This window comes from Microbacterium sp. 71-23, from assembly GCF_001897265.1.
GTDB lineage: Bacteria > Actinomycetota > Actinomycetes > Actinomycetales > Microbacteriaceae > Microbacterium > Microbacterium ginsengisoli.
The window spans coordinates 306825-324789 of record NZ_MKSL01000017.1 but is presented as its reverse complement, the minus strand read 5'-3'; the positions used below and the strand labels follow the sequence as shown (position 1 = coordinate 324789).

The window sequence follows — 17965 nt, the reverse complement described above, 5'->3', positions numbered from 1 at the left end:
CCCGGGTCACACCGCGGTGAGGGCGCCCTCGCGCTCGCGGGCGCGGATGGCGCGGTTCACCGCCGAGACGATGGCCTTCAGCGAGGCGGTCGAGATGTCGCCGTCGACGCCGACGCCCCACAGGCGCTCCCCGTCGATCTGCAGCTCGACGTAGGCCGCCGCCTGGGCGTCCCCGCCGGCGCTCATCGCGTGCTCGACGTAGTCGTAGAGCGTGACGTCGAAGCCGCGCTCGTGCAGCACGGCGAGGAAGGCCGCCACCGGTCCGTTGCCGATGCCGTCCGCCGCGGTGCGCTCCTCGCCGTCGCGCAGCGTGACGTCGAGCCGCAGCTGACCGCCCACATCGCTCTGCGTACGCGTCGACAACAGCTCGAAGCGGCCCCAGCGCTCGTCGGCGGCATCCGCCGGCAGGTACTCGTCGCGGAAGATCTCCCAGATCTGGGAGCTCGTGAGCTCGCCACCCTCGGCATCGGTCTTCGCCTGTACGACGCCCGAGAACTCGATCTGGAGCTTCCGGGGCAGGTCGAGCGCGTGGTCGCTCTTGAGCAGGTAGGCGACGCCGCCCTTGCCCGACTGCGAGTTCACGCGGATCACCGCCTCGTACGAGCGGCCCAGGTCCTTCGGGTCGACGGGCAGATACGGCACGGCCCATTCCAGGTCGTCGACCGACACGCCCTCGCGCTCGGCGCGGGCGGCCATCGCCTCGAAGCCCTTCTTGATGGCGTCCTGGTGGGAGCCGCTGAACGCGGTGAAGACGAGGTCGCCGGCCCAGGGGCTGCGCTCGGGCACCGGCAGCTGGTTGCAGTACTCGACCGTGCGCTTGACCTGGTCGATGTCGCTGACGTCGATCTGCGGGTCGATGCCCTGGGTGAACAGGTTGATCGCGAGGGCGACCAGGTCGACGTTGCCCGTGCGCTCGCCGTTGCCGAACAGGCAGCCCTCGATGCGGTCGGCACCGGCCATGTAGCCGAGCTCGGCGGCGGCGATCGCCGTACCGCGGTCGTTGTGAGGATGCAGGGACAGGATGACGTTCTCGCGGTACGCCAGGTGGCGGTTCATCCACTCGATGGAGTCGGCGTACACGTTGGGCGTCGCCATCTCCACGGTCGCGGGCAGGTTGATGATGACCTTGCGCTCGGGCGTCGGCTCGAAGACGTCGAGCACGGCGTTGCAGATCTCGGCCGCGAACTCCAGCTCGGTGCCGGTGTAGCTCTCGGGCGAGTACTCGTAGTAGACGGCCGTCTCGGGGATGCGCTTCTCGAACTCGCGGCACAGGCGCGCGCCCTCGAGGGCGATGTCGATGACGCCCTGCGTGTCGGTGCGGAACACGACGTCGCGCTGCAGGATGCTCGTCGAGTTGTACAGGTGCACGATCGCCTGCTTCGCCCCGGCGATCGCCTCGTAGGTGCGCTCGATGAGGTGCTCGCGCGCCTGGGTCAGCACCTGGATAGTGACGTCGTCGGGAATCAGGTTCTCGTCGATGAGCTGACGCACGAAATCGAAGTCGGTCTGGCTGGCGCTCGGGAACCCGACCTCGATCTCCTTGTAGCCCATGCGCACCAGCAGGTCGAACATGACGCGCTTGCGCTCGGGGCTCATCGGGTCGATGAGCGCCTGGTTGCCGTCGCGCAGGTCGACGGCGCACCAGCGCGGCGCCTGGGTGATGCGGGCGTCGGGCCAGGTGCGGTCCGGCACGTCGACGCGGATCTGCTCGTGATACGGGCGGTACTTGTGGATCGGCAGAGCCGATGCCTTCTGGGTGTTCTCCATGATCGTCTTTCCTCGTGTGGGATGTGGCGGGCCGACGACAAGCTCCGCGACGAGGTGGCCCTAGGTTTAGGCCCCGCCGCGGCAGCTAAGGAGGAGGAGATCACCCGCACGCATGCGACCAGGCTACACCCGGGTGAGCCCCGGTCGATGACGGATGCCGCGACCCCGCGTCAGAACCCGAGCCGGCCGAGCTGCTTGGGGTCGCGCTGCCACTCCTGGGCGACGCGCACGTGCAGCGACAGATAGACCCGCGAGCCGAGGAGGCCCTCGAGCTGCGTGCGGGCGCGGGCGCCGACATCCTTCAGGTGCGCGCCCTTGCGGCCGATGATGATCGCCTTCTGACTGTCGCGCTCGACGACGATGTCGGCGAACACGTCGATCAGATCAGAGTCCTCGCGCGGGCCCATCTCCTGCACGACCACGGCGATCGAGTGCGGAAGCTCTTCGCGCACGTCGCGCAGTGCCGCCTCGCGGATGATCTCCGCCACGCGATCGCTCTCGGACTCATCGGTGACGACGCCGTGCTCGTACAGCGCCGGGCCTTGGGGCATGAGGCCGAGCAGCTCGTCCGCCAGCACATCGAGCTGAGCACCGGTGAGCGCGGAGACGGGGATGACGGCGGCCCAGTCGTCGCGCAGCGCGTCGACCTCGGCGAGACGCTCCAGCACCTCGTCGCGCGACGCCGCATCGGTCTTGGTGACGAGGGCGACCTTGCGCGAGCGCGGGTAGCCGTCGAGCGAGGCGGCGATGCGGCGGTCACCGGGACCGACGCGCTCCCCGGCCGGCGCGCAGAAGGCGATGACGTCGACGTCGCCGAGCACGTCCTCGACGAGGTCGTTGAGACGTTGCCCGAGCAGAGTGCGCGGACGGTGCACGCCCGGGGTGTCGACGACGACGAGCTGGCCGTCGGGACGGTCGACGATGCCGCGGATCGCTCGCCGCGTGGTCTGCGGCTTGTCGCTCGTGATCGCGATCTTCTCGCCCACGAGCGCGTTCGTCAGCGTCGACTTGCCGACGTTGGGCCGCCCGACGAAGGTGACGAAACCGCTGCGGTACGGGCTGTCTTCGGTCATGCGCGGGCCGCCTTCGCTGTGCGCTTCTTCTTCGATCCGGCGGGGTGCTCGTCGGTCGCGTGTTCCTCGGGGGCGGATGCCGCGGCATCGGCTGCACGCGTCACGAACACCGTCGCGAGTCCGCGGCCGCGGCCGCGAGAGGTGCCGCCGGTGAGCAGGAGCCCCAGCGCCTCGGCCGTCGCGCCCGGCTGCGGAACCTGACCGAGCGCCTTGCCGAGCAGTCCTCCGATGGAGTCGACATCCTCATCGTCGAGGTCGAGCCCGAACAGCTCGCCGACCTCGTCGAGGCCGAGGCGGGCGCTCACCCGGAACGTTCCGGGGCGCACCTCGACCACCTCGTCTGCGCGGGGGTCATACTCGTCGGCGATCTCCCCCACGAGCTCCTCGATGATGTCCTCGAGGGTCACGAGCCCGGCGATCCCGCCGTACTCGTCGACGACCATGCACACGTGCACCGCGTCGCGCTTCATCTGCTGCAGCAGTGTCTCGGCGCGCATCGACTCGGGCACGAACACAGGCGGACGGGCGATGCCCGCCACCGGCACCGCACTCGCGACCGTACCGTCGCGGAAGGCGATCTGCACCAGGTCCTTGAGGTACAGCACGCCTCGTACGTCATCGCCGTCCTCGCCGATCACCGGGATGCGGGACACCCCGCGATCGAGGAACAACGCGATCGCGGCGCGGGTGGAGGCATCCGCCCCGATCGTGACCATGTCGGTGCGCGGCACCATCACCTCGCGTACGTAGGTCTCGGTGAACTCGAACACGGAGTGGATCAGCTCGCGGTCGTCCTCCTCGATGAGGTCCTGCAGCGCGGCCTCGTCGACCATGCTCAGCAGCTGTTCCTCGGAGGTGAAGCTCGATGCCCGCGCCCCACCCGGGGTAACCCGGTTGCTGAGGATCACGAGCAGGTGCGCGATCGGGCCGAGCAGAAGACGGATGCCGCGCACGAGCCCGGCGCTGCCACGCAGGAGCCCCGCCGCGTTGCGACGCCCGACCGACCGGGGCGAGGTGCCTACGAGCACGAACGACGCGATGGTCATCAGCACGACCGCCGCGAGCAGCGCCCACCAGATGTCGTCGAACCAGAGCATGAAGGCCGCGGCGGTGAGCACCGCGGCGCCGGTTTCAGCAAGGACGCGGATGAAGACCACCGAGTTCGCGTGCGCCGCGGGGTCCGCGGCGATGCGATGGAGCGCCGCAGACGACCGTGCGCCCTCGGCGAGCTCGTCGAGATCCTGCGTCGAGGTGACCGAGAGTGCCGCGTCGATCGCCGCCATGAGTCCGCCGAAGGCGACAAGCAGCACCGCGGCGACCAGCAGGAGCGCGACGGTCATGACGCCGGTCGTCGACGCTCGGAGTGCGCGAAGGCGATGATGAGGTCGCGCTGCAGGCCGAACATCTCCTTCGCCTCGTCGGGCTCGGCGTGGTCGTACCCGAGGAGGTGCAGCAGGCCGTGGGTGGTGAGCATCACGAGCTCGTCCTGCGTGGAATGCACGGGCGACGCCTCACGTGCCTGGGTCTCGGCGACCTGCGGGCACAGCACGATGTCGCCGAGCAGGCCCGGCGGGGTGGGCTGCTCCTCGGTGCCGGGCCGCAGCTCGTCCATCGGAAAGCTGAGCACGTCGGTCGGGCCGGGCTCGTCCATCCACTGCACGTGCAGCGACTCCATCGCGCCCTCGTCGACCAGCAGGATCGCCACGTCGGCGTCGGGGCTGATGTGCAGCTCCGCGAAGTTGTGCTCCATGAGACGCAGCAGCACGGTCTCGTCGACAGCCACCCCCGACTCGTTGGTGATCTCGATGGTCATGTGCGTCCCCGCTTCGGAAGGTGGTCCCGCGGGGAGCCCCCGCGGGCGGCGGTGCGTCGCTCGACGCGCCCCGCGAACTCGGATGCCTCATCCCGCTCGCGGCGGGAGGCGAGTCGACGTTCGTCGTACTCGGTGTAGGCGTCGACGATGCGTCCGACGAGCGTGTGGCGCACGACGTCGTCGCTGGTCAGGTAGGAGAAGTGGATGTCGTCGATGTTCGACAGCACGCGGGTCACGAGCCGCAGGCCCGACGCGCCCTGCGGCAGGTCGATCTGCGTGATGTCGCCCGTGACGACCATGCGCGTGCCGAACCCGAGACGCGTGAGGAACATCTTCATCTGCTCGGGAGTCGTGTTCTGTGCCTCGTCGAGCACCACGAACGAGTCGTTCAGCGTGCGCCCGCGCATGTAGGCGAGCGGCGCGACCTCAATCGTGCCCGACGCCATGAGCTTCGGCACGATCTCGGGGTCCATCATCTCGTTGAGCGCGTCGTAGAGCGGCCGAAGGTACGGGTCGATCTTGTCGGTGAGGGTTCCGGGGAGGAAACCGAGCCGCTCCCCCGCCTCGACGGCGGGCCGCGTCAGGATGATGCGGGAGACCTCCTTGCGCTGCAGGGCCTGCACCGCCTTCGCCATCGCGAGGTACGTCTTGCCCGTGCCGGCCGGCCCGATGCCGAAGACGATCGTGTTCTCCTCGATCGCGTCGACGTACGCCTTCTGCCCTGCGGTCTTCGGGCGGATCACCTTGCCGCGGGAGGACAGGATCGCCTCCCCCATGACCTCGGACGGACGGGGTGACCCGTCGGTGCGCAGCATGCGGTCAGACGACGCGACACCCGCGGCATCCAGGTCGACGCCGTTGCGGGTCATCTGCAGCAGCTCCTCGACGAGCTCGGCGGCGCGAGCGACGGGATCCGCCTCGCCGGTGAGGGTGATCTCGTTGCCGCGCACGAGCACCTGCACGTCGGGGTGCGCGCGCTCGACGACGCGCAGCAGGCGGTCCTGCGGGCCGAGCAGACGCACCATGGCGACGCCGTCCGCGAGGAGGCGGCGGGTGACGGGTTCGGAGTCAGGCACCGAGCCCCTGCTCCGACAGGTCGCCCGCGAGCACGTGTGCGTGCACGTGGAACACCGTCTGGCCGGCGCCGGCGCCCGTGTTGAAGACGAGTCGGAAGTCGCCGTCGGCGTGCTGGGCGGCGAGCTCGGAGGCGAGCGCGACGATCTCCGCCAGCAGAGCGGGGTCGGCGGCCGCGAGCTCGGCGACATCGCGGTACTCGGCCGTCTTCGGGATGACCAGCAGGTGCACGGGCGCCTGCGGCGCGATGTCGCGGATCGCGAAGAGGGTGTCGGTCTCGGCCACGATCTCGGCGGGGATCTCACGCGCGAGGATGCGACTGAACACGGAGGCTTCGCTCATAGGAACGAGTCTACCGGCGCCCGTCTCACCAGCGCCCGAGCAGCACCGACACGGCGGCGAGCGCCGCGGGGCCGGCGGTCGAGGTGCGCAGCACGGTGTCGCCGAGTCGGACGAGCTCCGCCCCCGCGTCCGCGAGCGCGGTCAGCTCGTCGGGGGCGATTCCCCCCTCGGGGCCGACGATGAAGGTCACATCGGCGAGGTCGCTGCTCACGGCGTCGGCGAGGCGCACGCTCGCGGTCGGCTCGAGCACGAGAAGACGGGATGCCGCACCCCGGCCGGCGAGCTCACGGGTGGTCACGAGCGGGCTCACTTCGGGGAGCCACGCACGATGGGCCTGCTTGCCCGCCTCCCGGGCGATCGCCTCCCAGCGGCCCCGTCCCTTGACGGCCTTGCCCGCGTCCCAGCGGGAGACGCTGCGGGCTGCCTGCCACGGCACGATCTCGTCGACCCCGAGCTCAGTGGCGGCCTGCACGGCCAGCTCGTCGCGATCGCCCTTGGCGAGGCCCTGTACGAGGCGCAGACGGGTGGCGGGCGGGGCATCCACCCGTCGGTCGTCGATGCGCACGACGACGAGCTTCGGTGAGACCGATTCGCAGGTGCCGGTGAGCCACACGCCGCGGCCGTCGCCGACAGTGACCTTCTCCCCCGGGCGCACACGCCGCACCGCGGCGGCGTGATGTGCCTCGGCCCCGGTGAGTGAGACGGTGTCACCGGCCCCCGCGGCGGCGGCGGCATCGTCCACGAAGTGGAGCGCCACGGATCAGCCGTTCCGGAACCGGTCGCGCAGCCGCGCGAAGAGGCCCTGGTGGAACTGCGCCAGCTGCGGCTCCGGCGCCTTCGACTTGCGGGCGAACTCCTCGATGAGGGCGCGTTCCTTCGCGTCCAGGCGAGAGGGCGTGAGCACATGCACGCCGATGCGCAGGTCGCCGCGGCCGCTGCCGCGCAGCGGCGAGACGCCGCGGCCCTTGATCGTGAGCACGTCGCCCGATTGCACCCCTGCGCGCAGCTCGAGCTCGACGGGCCCGTCGAGCGCGTCGATCAGGGTTGTCGTTCCCAGCACCGCGTCGGGCATCGAGATCTCGAGCGTCGCGAGCAGGTCGTCGCCGTCGCGGCTGAAGATGTCGTGCGGGGCGACCGTCACCTCGAGATAGAGGTCGCCGTTCGGGCCCCCGGCGGGTCCCACTTCACCGGAGCCCGGCAGCTGCAGGCGCAGGCCCGTCTCGACGCCGGCCGGGATGTCGACCGAGACCGTGCGACGCGAGCGCACGCGTCCCTGGCCCTGGCAGGTGGCGCACGGGTACGGGATGGTCGTGCCGTAGCCCTGGCAGCTCGCGCAGGGCTGCTGGGTGACGACGTTGCCGATGAGGCTGCGCACCGTGCGCTGGATGTGTCCGGTGCCGTGGCAGATATCGCAGGTGACGGGAGCCGTCCCCGGCTGGCAGCACGAGCCCTGGCAGGTTTCGCAGAGCACAGCGGTGTCGACCTCGAGGTCGCGATGCGCGCCGAACACGACGTCGGCGAGATCGAGCGTCACGCGCACGAGCGCGTCCTGGCCGCGCTCCCGGCGAGAACGAGCGCGGGCCCGGCTCCCACCGCCCCCGCCGAAGAAGGTGTCGAAGATGTCGCTGAAGCCGCCGAACCCGGCGCCGCCGAACGGCGATCCCGTCTCGCCGCCCATGTCGTAGGCGCGGCGCTGATCGGCGTCACTGAGCACGTCGTACGCGTGGGTGACGAGCTTGAACTGCTCCGCCGCCTCGGGGCTCGGGTTGACGTCGGGGTGCAGCTGGCGGGCCAGCCGTCGATACGCCTTCTTGATGTCCTCGGGGCTCGCGTCGCGTTCGACGCCCAGCACCTCGTAGTGGTCGGCCACAGTCACCTCTCCGCCCGCGAAGCGGGCAGGGTCGTATTCGTCATCGCGCGCGCTCGTCGTCGGCCATGAGTCGGCTCAGATAGTGAGCCACGGCGCGCACGGCGCTGAGATTGGTCGCGTAGTCCATGCGCGTGGGCCCGAGCAGACCCAGGCGTGCCTCGCCGATCGTGCCGGCATAGCCGCTCGTCACGACGGATGCCTCGCTCAGCCCGAACGCCTCGTTCTCGCGGCCGATGGAGACCGCCAGGCCCTCGGCGTCGGCCGCCATCTCGGTCATGAGCTTGAGCAGGGTCACCTGCTCCTCGATCGCCTCCAGCAGCGGGTAGATGCTGCCCTGGAAGTCGGACTCGCGTCGCGCCAGGTTCGCGGCACCCGCCATCACGAGACGATCCTGACGGAACTCTTCGAGCTCTTCGGCGACAGCAGCGAGTAGCGCGCGCGAGGCAGCATCCTCTCGCGGTGAACGGGTGGACGTCTCGGCGAGGGTGTGGGCGATCTTGCCGAGGCCCTCCTGCACCGAGCCACCCGTGACCAGCACCGAGACCTGGGCGCGGAGGGTCGCGACATCCGCGTCGTCGAGGTCGGTCCCGAGGCTCGCGATCCGCTGGGACACACGACCGGTGTCGGTGACGAGGATGACGACGACGCGCGGGCCGCCGAGGTGCACGAGCTCGATGTGCGTCACGTTCGCGCGCTCGAACGACGGGTACTGCACGAGGGCGACCTGGCCGGTGACCTGCGTGAGCACGCGCACAGTGCGCGCGAGCAGGTCGTCGAGGTCGGCAGGGGCCTCGAGGAATGTGGCGATCGCGTTGCGCTGGGCAGTGCTGAGCGGTCGCAGCTCGGCGAGGTGGTCGACGAAGACGCGGTAGCCCTTGTCGGTCGGCACACGTCCCGACGAGGTGTGCGGCGCGCTGATGAGCTCTTCGTCCTCGAGCAGCGCCATGTCGTTGCGGATGGTGGCGGCCGACACCCCGAAGGCATGGCGCTCGACGATCGACTTGCTGCCGACCGGTTCGCGGGTCGCCACGTAGTCCTGCACGATCGCCCGCAGGACGTCGAGGCCGCGTTCGCTGACCATTCCGCCTCCCCTCGCTGGCACTCACATCACGTGAGTGCCAATATTAGCGCGGAACGGGGCGCCACTCGCGGCGCGACGCACAGTGCTCAGGCGGTGAGCCGTCGCACGACCGCGTCGGCCAGGAGTCGACCGCGCAGCGTCAGGACGAGGCGCCCGGCGATGGCGGATGCCCCGTCGACCAGGCCGTCCGCGATGAGCCCCGCCACCTCCGCGCGACCGGTGTCCGGCAGGCTCGCCACGGCCAGCCCGTCGGCGATGCGCACCTCGAGCATCGTGCGCTCGAGCGCGCGGGACGCGGCATCGGGCGTCTCCCGTCCCGCCGCGGGCGAGGAACCCAGCGACAGGCGCTGCGCGTACGCCGCGGGGTGCTTCACGTTCCACCAGCGCACGCCGCCGACGTGCGAGTGGGCGCCCGGCCCGAACCCCCACCAGTCGGCGCCGCGCCAGTAGGCGAGATTGTGTCGCGAGCGGGTCGCCTCATCGCGCGACCAGTTCGACACCTCGTACCAGCTGTACCCCGCCGCCGCGAGGCGCGCGTCGGTGAGCTCGTACATGTCGGCCTGCACGTCGTCGTCGACCGTGTCGATCTCGCCGCGTGCGATGCGGCGGGCAAGCGCCGTGCCCTCCTCCACGATCAGCGCGTACGCCGACACGTGGTCGGTCTCGAGCGCGGTGACGGCATCGAGGGTGCGCTCCCAGTCCGCAAGCGTCTCCCCCGGCGTGCCGTAGATGACGTCGACGCTCACCTGCAGCCCGGCCGCGCGCGCCGCAGTGACCGCCCGCGGGACCGCGGCCGGCTCGTGGGTGCGGTCGAGGGTCGCCAGCACCGACGGAACGGCGGACTGCATGCCGATCGACAGACGTGTGACGCCCGCCTCAGCGAGCCTCGCCGTCAGCGCCGGTGTGACCGTGTCGGGGTTCGCCTCGACCGTCACCTCCGCATCGGCGGCGATGCCGAACGCGTCGCGCACGTCACCCAGCATGCGCGCGAGCGCATCGCCCGGGAGCAGCGTCGGCGTGCCGCCGCCGAAGAACACGGATGTCGCCGCCCGCCGCCGGCCCGCGGCATCCATCACCTGCGCGGCCAGCGCGATCTCCCGCGCGACCTCGTCGGGATAGTCCGCCTGGCTGGCGCCGCGCAGCTCCGTCGCCGTGTAGGTGTTGAAGTCGCAGTACCCGCAGCGCACGCGGCAGAACGGCACGTGCACGTACACGCCGAAGTCGGGGTGCGCGGCCGGGAGCAGGTCGGGCAGGCCGCCGTCGGCCGGAGCCGGATCGCCGAGGGGAAGCGCTGAGGGCATCAGGCCGGGGTGGTGAACATGGGCGACACCGCGCGCAGGTAGCGGGTGAACAGCGCACGACGACGACGGCGCACGAGGGTGCGCAGCGCTCGGTACGACAACGCGGTCGGGCTGTCGAAGGCCCGCAACGAGAACCACACCTCATCGTTCGGGAGCCACTCGATGAGGAACGACTCCTCCCCGCTGACCACCGACTCGCCGAGGGTGCCGAGCACGAATCCGACGCGGCGCGGCTCCTCCGTGACGAAGATGACCCGGAGGTGCCCGTCGGCGTTCATGCCGTCGACACGGCCGTGCAGTCGCACGCTCGCTCCCGCGGCCACCCACGGTGTGCCGTCGGCGTCGAAGCGCTGATCGGCCTCGAGACGGCTGGGCGCGATGGGCTGACGGTTCTCGTCGAAGCTCACCCCGGCGTAGGTGGGGCCGGCGGCGGGGGTGACGTCCTTCACGGTGAGGCCCGCATCACGCAGCGCCTGCCAGCTCAGCAGCGCGTCGCCCGCCGCGCGGAATCGCTCTTCGCCGCTGCCGATGCGCCAGGACGACTCTGCCGGGAGGCTCCGCTCCGGCGGGTACTGCATGAGGTCGACCGCCTGTGTGGCTCCGACCGCCGCGTAGTCGACGACGCCGTCCCGGGTCGTTCCCTTGCGCATGTGGTGCACCCGCCTACTTCTTCTCGTTGCCGTCCACGTCTCCCGACAGGGCGGCGATGAACGCCTCCTGCGGCACCTCGACGCGACCCACCATCTTCATGCGCTTCTTGCCCTCTTTCTGCTTCTCGAGGAGCTTGCGCTTTCGGGTGATGTCACCGCCGTAGCACTTCGCGAGGACATCCTTGCGCATCGCCCTGATGTTCTCCCGGGCGATGATGCGGGCGCCGATCGCGGCTTGGATCGGCACCTCGAACTGCTGGCGCGGGATGAGCTTGCGCAGCCGCTCGGTCATCATCGTGCCGTACGAGTACGCCTTCTCACGGTGCACGATCGAGCTGAACGCGTCGACCTTGTCGCCCTGCAGCAGGATGTCGACCTTGACGAGGTCGGCGGTCTGGGATCCCGCGGGTTCGTAGTCGAGGCTCGCGTAACCCTGGGTCTTCGACTTCAGCTGGTCGAAGAAGTCGAAGACGATCTCGCCGAGCGGCATGTTGTAGCGCAGCTCAACGCGGTCCTCGCTGAGGTACTCCATGCCGAGCAGGGTGCCGCGGCGCGTCTGGCAGAGCTCCATCACGGTGCCCACGTAGTCCTTCGGCAGCAGGATGCCGACCTTCACGACCGGCTCGGAGACCGACGCGACACGACCGTCCGGGTACTCGCTCGGGTTCGTGACCACGACGGTCTCCCCGGTGTCGGTCGTGACCTCGTAAGTGACCGACGGTGCGGTCGTGATGAGGTCGAGGCCGAACTCGCGGGCCAGGCGCTCGGTGATGATCTCGAGGTGCAGCAGACCGAGGAACCCGCAGCGGAACCCGAACCCGAGAGCGACCGAGGTCTCGGGCTCGTACTGCAGCGAGGCGTCGGAGAGCTTGAGCTTGTCGAGGGCCTCGCGCAGATCGGCGTAATCACTGCCGTCGATCGGGTAGATGCCGCTGAAGACCATCGGCTTCGGGTCCGTGTATCCGGAGAGTGCCTCGGTCGCGGGCTTGCGGAGGTTCGTGATGGTGTCGCCGACCTTCGACTGGCGCACATCCTTCACGCCCGTGATCAGGTAGCCGACCTCGCCCACGCCGAGCCCCTTGGTGGGCGTCGGCTCGGGGTTCGAGACGCCGATCTCCAGCAGTTCGTGCGTCGCCTTGGTCGACATCATCTGGATGCGCTCCCGCGGCTCCAGCTTCCCGTCGACCATGCGCACATAGGTGACGACGCCGCGGTAGGCGTCGTACACGGAGTCGAAGATCATCGCGCGGGCCGGGGCATCCGCGTTCCCCTTCGGCGACGGGATGCGCTCGACGATGCGGTCGAGCAGCTCCTCGACGCCGAGGCCGGTCTTCCCGCTCACCCGCAGCACATCGTCGGGCGACCCGCCGATGAGGTTCGCGAGCTCGCCGGCGAACTTCTCGGGGTCGGCGGCGGGCAGGTCGATCTTGTTCAGCACCGGGATGATCTCGAGATCGTTCTCGAGCGCCAGGTAGAGATTCGCGAGCGTCTGCGCCTCGATGCCCTGCGCGGCGTCGACCAGCAGGATCGCGCCTTCGCAGGCGGCGAGCGACCGGGACACCTCGTAGGTGAAGTCGACGTGCCCGGGTGTGTCGATCATGTTCAGCGCGAACGTGCCGTCCGCGGTCTGCCAGGGCATGCGAACCGCCTGGCTCTTGATCGTGATGCCGCGCTCGCGCTCGATGTCCATGCGGTCGAGGTATTGCGCGCGCATGTCACGGTCGGAGACGACACCCGTGATCTGCAGCATGCGGTCGGCCAGGGTCGACTTGCCGTGGTCGATGTGGGCGATGATGCAGAAGTTGCGGATGCTCGCCGGCGGGGTGGCGCTGGGCTGGAGCGGAGAGAGGGCACGCGGAGACATGTCCCGACGATTCTAGGGTGCCGCCTCGGATGCACCGCCCTCACGCCCAGCCACCGGTTCTACAGTGGGCACATGGTGACGACCGTGGTGATGGTGCACGGCATCCGCACGTCCGCGACCATGTGGCGCGCACAGGTGGCCCATCTCGAGCAGCGCGGGGTGTCGGCGGTGGCTCTCGACCTGCCGGGACACGGCACCCGACGCGGTGAGCCGTTCACGCTCGACGAGGCCTTCCGCACCATCGACGACGCGGTGCGGTCGGCTGCGGACACCGGTCCCGTGCTCCTGGTCGGGCACTCGCTCGGCGGACTCCTCACGACCCAGTACGCAGGCGCCGTGGTCGCTCCCCCGATTGCGGCGTACATCGGTGCCTCGTGCACGGCGCTGCCGCGCGGCATCCCTCTCGTCGCCTATCGCGCCGCGGTCGGCTCCTTCAACAGCCTTCCTGGTCACGGCGAATGGCTGGGAGAGCGTGTGCTCGATCGCACCCTCCCGTCGGAGACGCGGTGGGACTTCGGGGCGGGCGGGTACGCGTTCGAGTCGCAGGACACGGCGCTGCGCGCCCTCGGAGCCCTCGACCTCATGGCGGCGGTGTCGCGCATCCGGGTGCCGACGTGGTTCGTGAACGGCCAGTGGGATCAGCTGCGGGTGAGCGAGAAGCTCTTCCAGACGCTCCTCCCCGACGCCGAGCTGATCGTCGTTCCCCACACCACGCACCTCGTGACGGCGATGGCACCGCGCGTGTTCAACGCGGTGCTGGATCTCGCGCTGGCCACGATCGACAGCACTGCCGTCGACGAGACGGATGCCGCAGCCTGACGTTTCGTGCGGAGCCCGCTCGTTTGGTAGACTCGGCTTTTGGCTTGCGTGTGGGGAATCCCAGACCCCCGCGATTCGCCGCACAGCGCCCCTCTCTCGCTGCACGGCACCACCACGACAACACCGAAACGAAAGTCTGACCACACGTGGCAAACATCAAGTCGCAGATCAAGCGCAACAAGACCAACGAGAAGGCGCACGAGCGCAATAAGGCCGTCAAGAGCGAGCTGAAGACCGCGGTGCGTCGCACCCGTGAGGCCATCGTCGCCGGCGACAAGGCCGCCGCCGAGAAGGCTCTGGGCACCGCGACCAAGAAGCTCGACAAGGCCGTGAGCAAGGGCGTCATCCACCAGAACCAGGCCGCGAACCGCAAGTCGGCGATCGCGAAGCAGGTTTCCGCTCTCTGAGCGACCATCGTGAAGGCCCGCACCGCTTCGGCGGGGCGGGCCTTCACGTTTTGTGCGCGGGGTCGCGCGTTTTGTGCGCGGGATCGCGTGCACAGCGTGGGCGGGGCGGGCCTTCACGTTTTGTGCGCGGGATCGCGTGGTGTGCGCGGGGTCGCGTGCACACCGTGGGGGCGGCATGCGCGCCTGACGCGCGAGCGTGACGAACCGCGGCGTTCAGTCGCCGTAGGGCCGCCGCGTCGCCACGATCGTGAGAAGACGCTCGACGGCGAACGTCGCATCGCGGCTGGCGCCCTTGACCTCGGCGTCTGCGCGGGCGGCGGCCTGAATCGCTCCCCCGAGCGCCTCTGACGACCAGCCGTTGAGATCGCGACGCGCGCGGTCGACCTGCCAGTCCTTCATGCCGAGTCGCGCGACCAGGGCGGGCGCTGATTCCCTCGAGCCCACCACGCGAGCCATGGTGCGCAGCTTGGAGGCGAGCGCGGCGACGAGGGGCACGGGGTCGGCGCCCGAGGCGAGCGCCTGACGCAGCGCGAGCAGCGCCTCACCGTGCCGCCCGGCGATCGCTGTGTCGGCGACGGTGAACGCGGATGTCTCGACCCGCCCGCCGTAGTAGCGCTCGACGATGCGGTCGTCGATCGTGCCGTCGACGTCGGCGAGAAGCTGCTGGCAGGCGGCGCCGAGTTCGGTGAGGTCGTCGGCGAACGCGGCGACGAGAGCGCGCAGCGCCGTGGGCTCGATGCGGCGGTTCGCGGCACGGAACTCGCCCGCCGCGAAGTCGACGCGGTCTGCGTCGCGGGTGATGGCGGGACAGGCGATCTCGACGCCTCCGCCCTCGCCCGCCCTGATGGCGTCGAGCAGCTTCTTGCCGCGCACGCTCGCGCCGGAGTGACGCAGCACCACGGTGGCGCCCTCCTGGGGGGCGGCGAGGTACGCGAGCGCGTCGGCCAGGAACGCATCGCTGCACTTCTCGACCGAGGTGACGCGGATGAGGCGCGGTTCGCCGAACAGCGAGGGCGCGGCGTAGGCGGGCAGTGACCCCGCCGTGTAGTCCGCCGCGTCGATGTCGCTGACTTCGAGCGCCTCGTCTTCGGCTCGCAGATAGCTGCGGATGCCGCTGGTCGCCCGTTGTGCGCAGACCTCTTCGGGGCCTGAGACGAGCACGATCGGCGCGGGCTGCGGGGTGCGCCAGGAGAGCTGCGGGATGGCGCTCGCGCGTGCGGGTCTACGGGGAGCGGCCATGCCGAAAGCCTACCGAGGGCCGTCGACGTCGCGGGTTCCGGCGTGCCAGACGACGAGGCGCCCGTCGACCTCGCTGACGGCGGCCATGCCGTCGGTGTCGGTGCGGACGACCGTCGTTCCGGCGGCGGCGAGCAGTGCGAGTGCGGTGTCGCGCGGGTGGCCGTAGCTGTTGCCGGCCCCGACCGAAACGAGCCCGATGACGGCACCGATGCGACGGTAGAGACCGGGGTCCTGGTCGCCGGAACCGTGGTGTGACACCTTCACCACCTGCAGCCCCGACGACATTCCACCGGAACGCAGGAGCGCCCGCTGCGCCGTCGCGCCGAGGTCGCCGAGGAAGATCGCGGGCGGGACCGCACCCCCGCCCATCTCGACGACCACGCTCCCGTCGTTGCCTTCGGCGAACTCCCCCGCCGTCGCCGTGGGCCACAGCACGCGCCAGCGCGCATCGCCGAGCATTCCGCTCATCCCCGCGTGGGCGACGACGGTGCGGGCGGCGCCGAGCGCGCGGACGATGTCCGTCTCGCGACGTTCGGTCGTCGGACCGTGCATCACGGTGTCGACACGTCCGTTCAATGCGTGTGCGGCACCCACGTGATCGCGGTCGAAGTGGGTGAGCACGAGCAGGTCGATGCTGTCGATCCCGGCACGGTCGAGGCATCCGCTCAACAGCTCGGGATCGTCTCCGGTGTCGATCAGCGCCACCTCGCTCGCGGAGCGCACCAATACCGCGTCGCCCTGGCCGATGTCGCACATGGTGATGCTCCAGTCGGGTGGCATCGCGCCTCGCGAGACCACGGGGAGCAGCACCGTCGCGGCGATCGTGGCGCCCGCCGTCACCGAGACGATGAGAACGGATGCCGCGCGCGTGACGGTGCGCAGTCGCCGGCGTGGGAGCGGCGCGAGCAGTCCGAGCGTGGCGGCGCCCACGAGGGCGAGCGCGACGATGCCGAGGGGGCCGCCCGGCCACGGCGCGGTCGCAAACGGCAATGCGGCGAAGAGGCGGGCGGTCTCGGCGATCCATGCGGCCGGTAGCCACGCGACGGCGACCAGTCCCTGCTGCAGCACCGGGAGGGGCGCCGCGAGCGTCGCGGCGAGCCCGACGATCGTCGCGACGGGCGCTGCCGGGGCGGCGATGAGGTTGGCGACGACGCCGTAGATCGGCACCGTCGGGGTGAGCACGACGATGAGCGGCGCACAGACGAGCTGGGCGGACAGCGGCACCGCGATGCCGAGTGCCAGCGCGCGGGGCATCACGCGGCCGAGCCCGGCGGCGAGGGGCCGCGCCAGCACGAGCAGCGCCGCCGTCGCCGCGGCGGACAGAGCGAAGCCGATCGAAGTCGCGAGCCACGGGTCGAGCACGAGCAGCACGGTGAGCGCGAGCGACCAGACGCCGATGCCGGTGGCGGTGCGTCCTGTCAGCACGGCGATCATGGCGATCGCCGCCATCGCCCCGGCGCGCACGACGCTGGGTTCGGGCGTCGTGAGCGTGATGAACCCGACAAGCAGGGTGAGGCCGACAGCGACGCGCATGCGTCTGCGCGCGCCGAGCGCGGCGGCTGCGGCGAAGCCGAGCGCGACGACGATCGCGCAGTTCGCCCCGCTCACGGCGGTGAGGTGCGTGAGGGAGGCGGTCTTCATCTGCGCATCGAGCGTGTCGTCGACGAGTGCGGTGTCGCCGATCGCGAGCCCGGGGATGAGTCCCGCGGCCGGGCCGGGCAGGCCGACGGTGGCGTGGGCGAGCGCGCGGCGCAGCGCGGCCACGCCCGCCAGCACGCCGTCGGCCGGCCGCTCGATTGTGGGCGGCGCGTCCGCGGTGAGCACGGCGACGGCGCGATCGCCGGCGTCGGCCCCGAACGCCGGTGCCTCGACGCGCACGACCGCGCCCACTTCGGTGCCTGCGCCGACACCGCCTCGCGCGAGCACGACGACGGGAACGTCGCGTCCGGGGCGTGGAGCCGTGCGGGTCTCGACGGACACCACCTGCGCGTCGAACGCAGACCCCTGCGCGCGCGGTTCGACCTTGCCGACGACACGCACCGACACCGACTCGGCACGGGAATCGATCAGGGCGTCACGAACCTGCTCGCGCGCGGGTGTCGAGAACACGACAGTGGATGCCGCGGCCCCCGCACCGCACGCTGCGAGCACCGCGACGACCAGCGCCGCGCGCGTCCGACCGCCCGCGCGGCGGGCACAGCACAGCGTGACGATGGCTCCGAGAGCAACCGCTGCACCAATCGCCGCAACGATCGACGCGCCTCCGAACAGCGCGATGCCCGCGGCCGCCCAGGTGAGACCGGCGACCGGAACGAGGCGATAGGCACCCACCTCACACCGTGACCTTGTCGCGCAGCTCGTCGAGCGTCTTCTCGCCGATCCCCGACACGCTCAGCAGGTCATCGACGCTGCCGAATCGGCCGTGCTCCGCGCGCCACGCGAGGATGCGCGCCGCGGTGGCCGGCCCGACACCTGGAAGGGTGTCGAGCGCCGCGGCATCCGCCGTGTTCAGGTTCACGAGCCCGTCGCCGGCCGCCGGCGCTGTGCCCCCCCTGCGGTGATGTGCCGACGACCGGCACGACGAGTTGCTCGCCGTCTGACACGGTGCGCGCGAGGTTCACCGCCGCCCGGTCGGCATCGGCGGTGAACCCGCCCGCTGCCGCGA

At 70.7% G+C, this 17965-nt stretch carries 17 protein-coding genes and 1 pseudogene (1 of these 18 running past the window's edge); 2 read left to right on the top strand and 16 right to left on the bottom strand.

Annotated elements, in window-relative coordinates:
- Positions 1–6: 6 nt before the first annotated feature.
- From leuA to lepA, 12 genes are all read right to left on the bottom strand, one after another.
- Complete coding sequence (gene leuA, locus BGO15_RS08215; RefSeq protein ID WP_056208789.1) at positions 7–1767, bottom strand: 2-isopropylmalate synthase; 1761 nt, start codon at positions 1765–1767, stop codon at positions 7–9.
- Positions 1768–1937: 170 nt separating this feature from the next.
- Entirely contained in the window at positions 1938–2840 is a 903-nt protein-coding gene (gene era, locus BGO15_RS08210) for a GTPase Era (RefSeq protein ID WP_056208786.1), read from the bottom strand.
- A complete protein-coding gene (locus BGO15_RS08205; protein WP_056208783.1) occupies positions 2837–4180 on the bottom strand; it encodes a hemolysin family protein in 1344 nt (447 codons plus the stop codon). Before BGO15_RS08205 ends, era begins: the two co-directional genes overlap by 4 nt.
- The gene (gene ybeY / locus BGO15_RS08200; RefSeq protein ID WP_056208780.1) at positions 4177–4653 is read right to left on the bottom strand and encodes an rRNA maturation RNase YbeY; all 477 of its coding nucleotides are present in this window, start codon (positions 4651–4653) and stop codon (positions 4177–4179) included. Before ybeY ends, BGO15_RS08205 begins: the two co-directional genes overlap by 4 nt.
- Positions 4650–5678 (bottom strand): PhoH family protein, encoded by a 1029-nt coding sequence (locus tag BGO15_RS08195; RefSeq protein ID WP_082483192.1) that lies wholly within the window; start codon positions 5676–5678, stop codon positions 4650–4652. Before BGO15_RS08195 ends, ybeY begins: the two co-directional genes overlap by 4 nt.
- Before the next feature lie 43 nt (positions 5679–5721).
- Positions 5722–6069: an HIT domain-containing protein gene (locus BGO15_RS08190; protein WP_056208775.1), complete on the bottom strand. Its 348-nt coding sequence runs from the start codon at positions 6067–6069 to the stop codon at positions 5722–5724.
- Positions 6070–6094: 25 nt separating this feature from the next.
- On the bottom strand, positions 6095–6826 hold the full coding sequence (locus BGO15_RS08185) for a 16S rRNA (uracil(1498)-N(3))-methyltransferase (RefSeq protein WP_056208770.1): 732 nt from the start codon (positions 6824–6826) through the stop codon (positions 6095–6097).
- Positions 6827–6829: 3 nt separating this feature from the next.
- Complete coding sequence (dnaJ, locus tag BGO15_RS08180; RefSeq protein WP_045246852.1) at positions 6830–7939, bottom strand: molecular chaperone DnaJ; 1110 nt, start codon at positions 7937–7939, stop codon at positions 6830–6832.
- Positions 7940–7979: 40 nt separating this feature from the next.
- Positions 7980–9020: a heat-inducible transcriptional repressor HrcA gene (gene hrcA, locus BGO15_RS08175; RefSeq protein WP_056518582.1), complete on the bottom strand. Its 1041-nt coding sequence runs from the start codon at positions 9018–9020 to the stop codon at positions 7980–7982.
- Positions 9021–9106: 86 nt separating this feature from the next.
- Entirely contained in the window at positions 9107–10321 is a 1215-nt protein-coding gene (gene hemW, locus BGO15_RS08170; RefSeq protein WP_056208765.1) for a radical SAM family heme chaperone HemW, read from the bottom strand.
- Positions 10321–10971 carry a DUF1990 domain-containing protein gene (locus tag BGO15_RS08165; protein WP_056518584.1) on the bottom strand — a complete coding sequence of 217 codons (651 nt, stop codon included), beginning with the start codon at positions 10969–10971 and terminating at the stop codon, positions 10321–10323. Before BGO15_RS08165 ends, hemW begins: the two co-directional genes overlap by 1 nt.
- A 13-nt stretch (positions 10972–10984) precedes the next feature.
- Positions 10985–12835, bottom strand: coding sequence for a translation elongation factor 4 (gene lepA, locus BGO15_RS08160; protein WP_056208758.1), 1851 nt, complete (start codon positions 12833–12835; stop codon positions 10985–10987).
- A 72-nt stretch (positions 12836–12907) separates the two neighbouring features.
- Between lepA and BGO15_RS08155 the strand changes: the two genes are divergently transcribed.
- Together BGO15_RS08155 and rpsT are read left to right on the top strand one after the other, a co-directional pair.
- Complete coding sequence (locus BGO15_RS08155) at positions 12908–13654, top strand: alpha/beta fold hydrolase (protein ID WP_056208755.1); 747 nt, start codon at positions 12908–12910, stop codon at positions 13652–13654.
- Positions 13655–13800: 146 nt separating this feature from the next.
- On the top strand, positions 13801–14061 hold the full coding sequence (gene rpsT, locus BGO15_RS08150) for a 30S ribosomal protein S20 (RefSeq protein WP_045246847.1): 261 nt from the start codon (positions 13801–13803) through the stop codon (positions 14059–14061).
- Between the two features lie 213 nt (positions 14062–14274).
- Here rpsT and holA read toward each other — a convergent pair whose 3' ends face one another.
- The 4 genes and pseudogenes from holA to BGO15_RS14805 form a co-directional block, all read right to left on the bottom strand.
- Positions 14275–15300 (bottom strand): DNA polymerase III subunit delta, encoded by a 1026-nt coding sequence (gene holA, locus BGO15_RS08145; protein WP_056208750.1) that lies wholly within the window; start codon positions 15298–15300, stop codon positions 14275–14277.
- A 9-nt stretch (positions 15301–15309) separates the two neighbouring features.
- Positions 15310–17631 carry a ComEC/Rec2 family competence protein gene (locus BGO15_RS08140; protein WP_056208746.1) on the bottom strand — a complete coding sequence of 774 codons (2322 nt, stop codon included), beginning with the start codon at positions 17629–17631 and terminating at the stop codon, positions 15310–15312.
- Between the two features lies 1 nt (position 17632).
- Positions 17633–17818, bottom strand: coding sequence for a ComEA family DNA-binding protein (locus BGO15_RS14810; protein ID WP_327037311.1), 186 nt, complete (start codon positions 17816–17818; stop codon positions 17633–17635).
- A gap of 121 nt (positions 17819–17939) precedes the next feature.
- Positions 17940–17965, bottom strand: a pseudogene (locus BGO15_RS14805) (hypothetical protein) (its annotated part continues 40 nt past the right edge of the window); the annotation flags it as partial.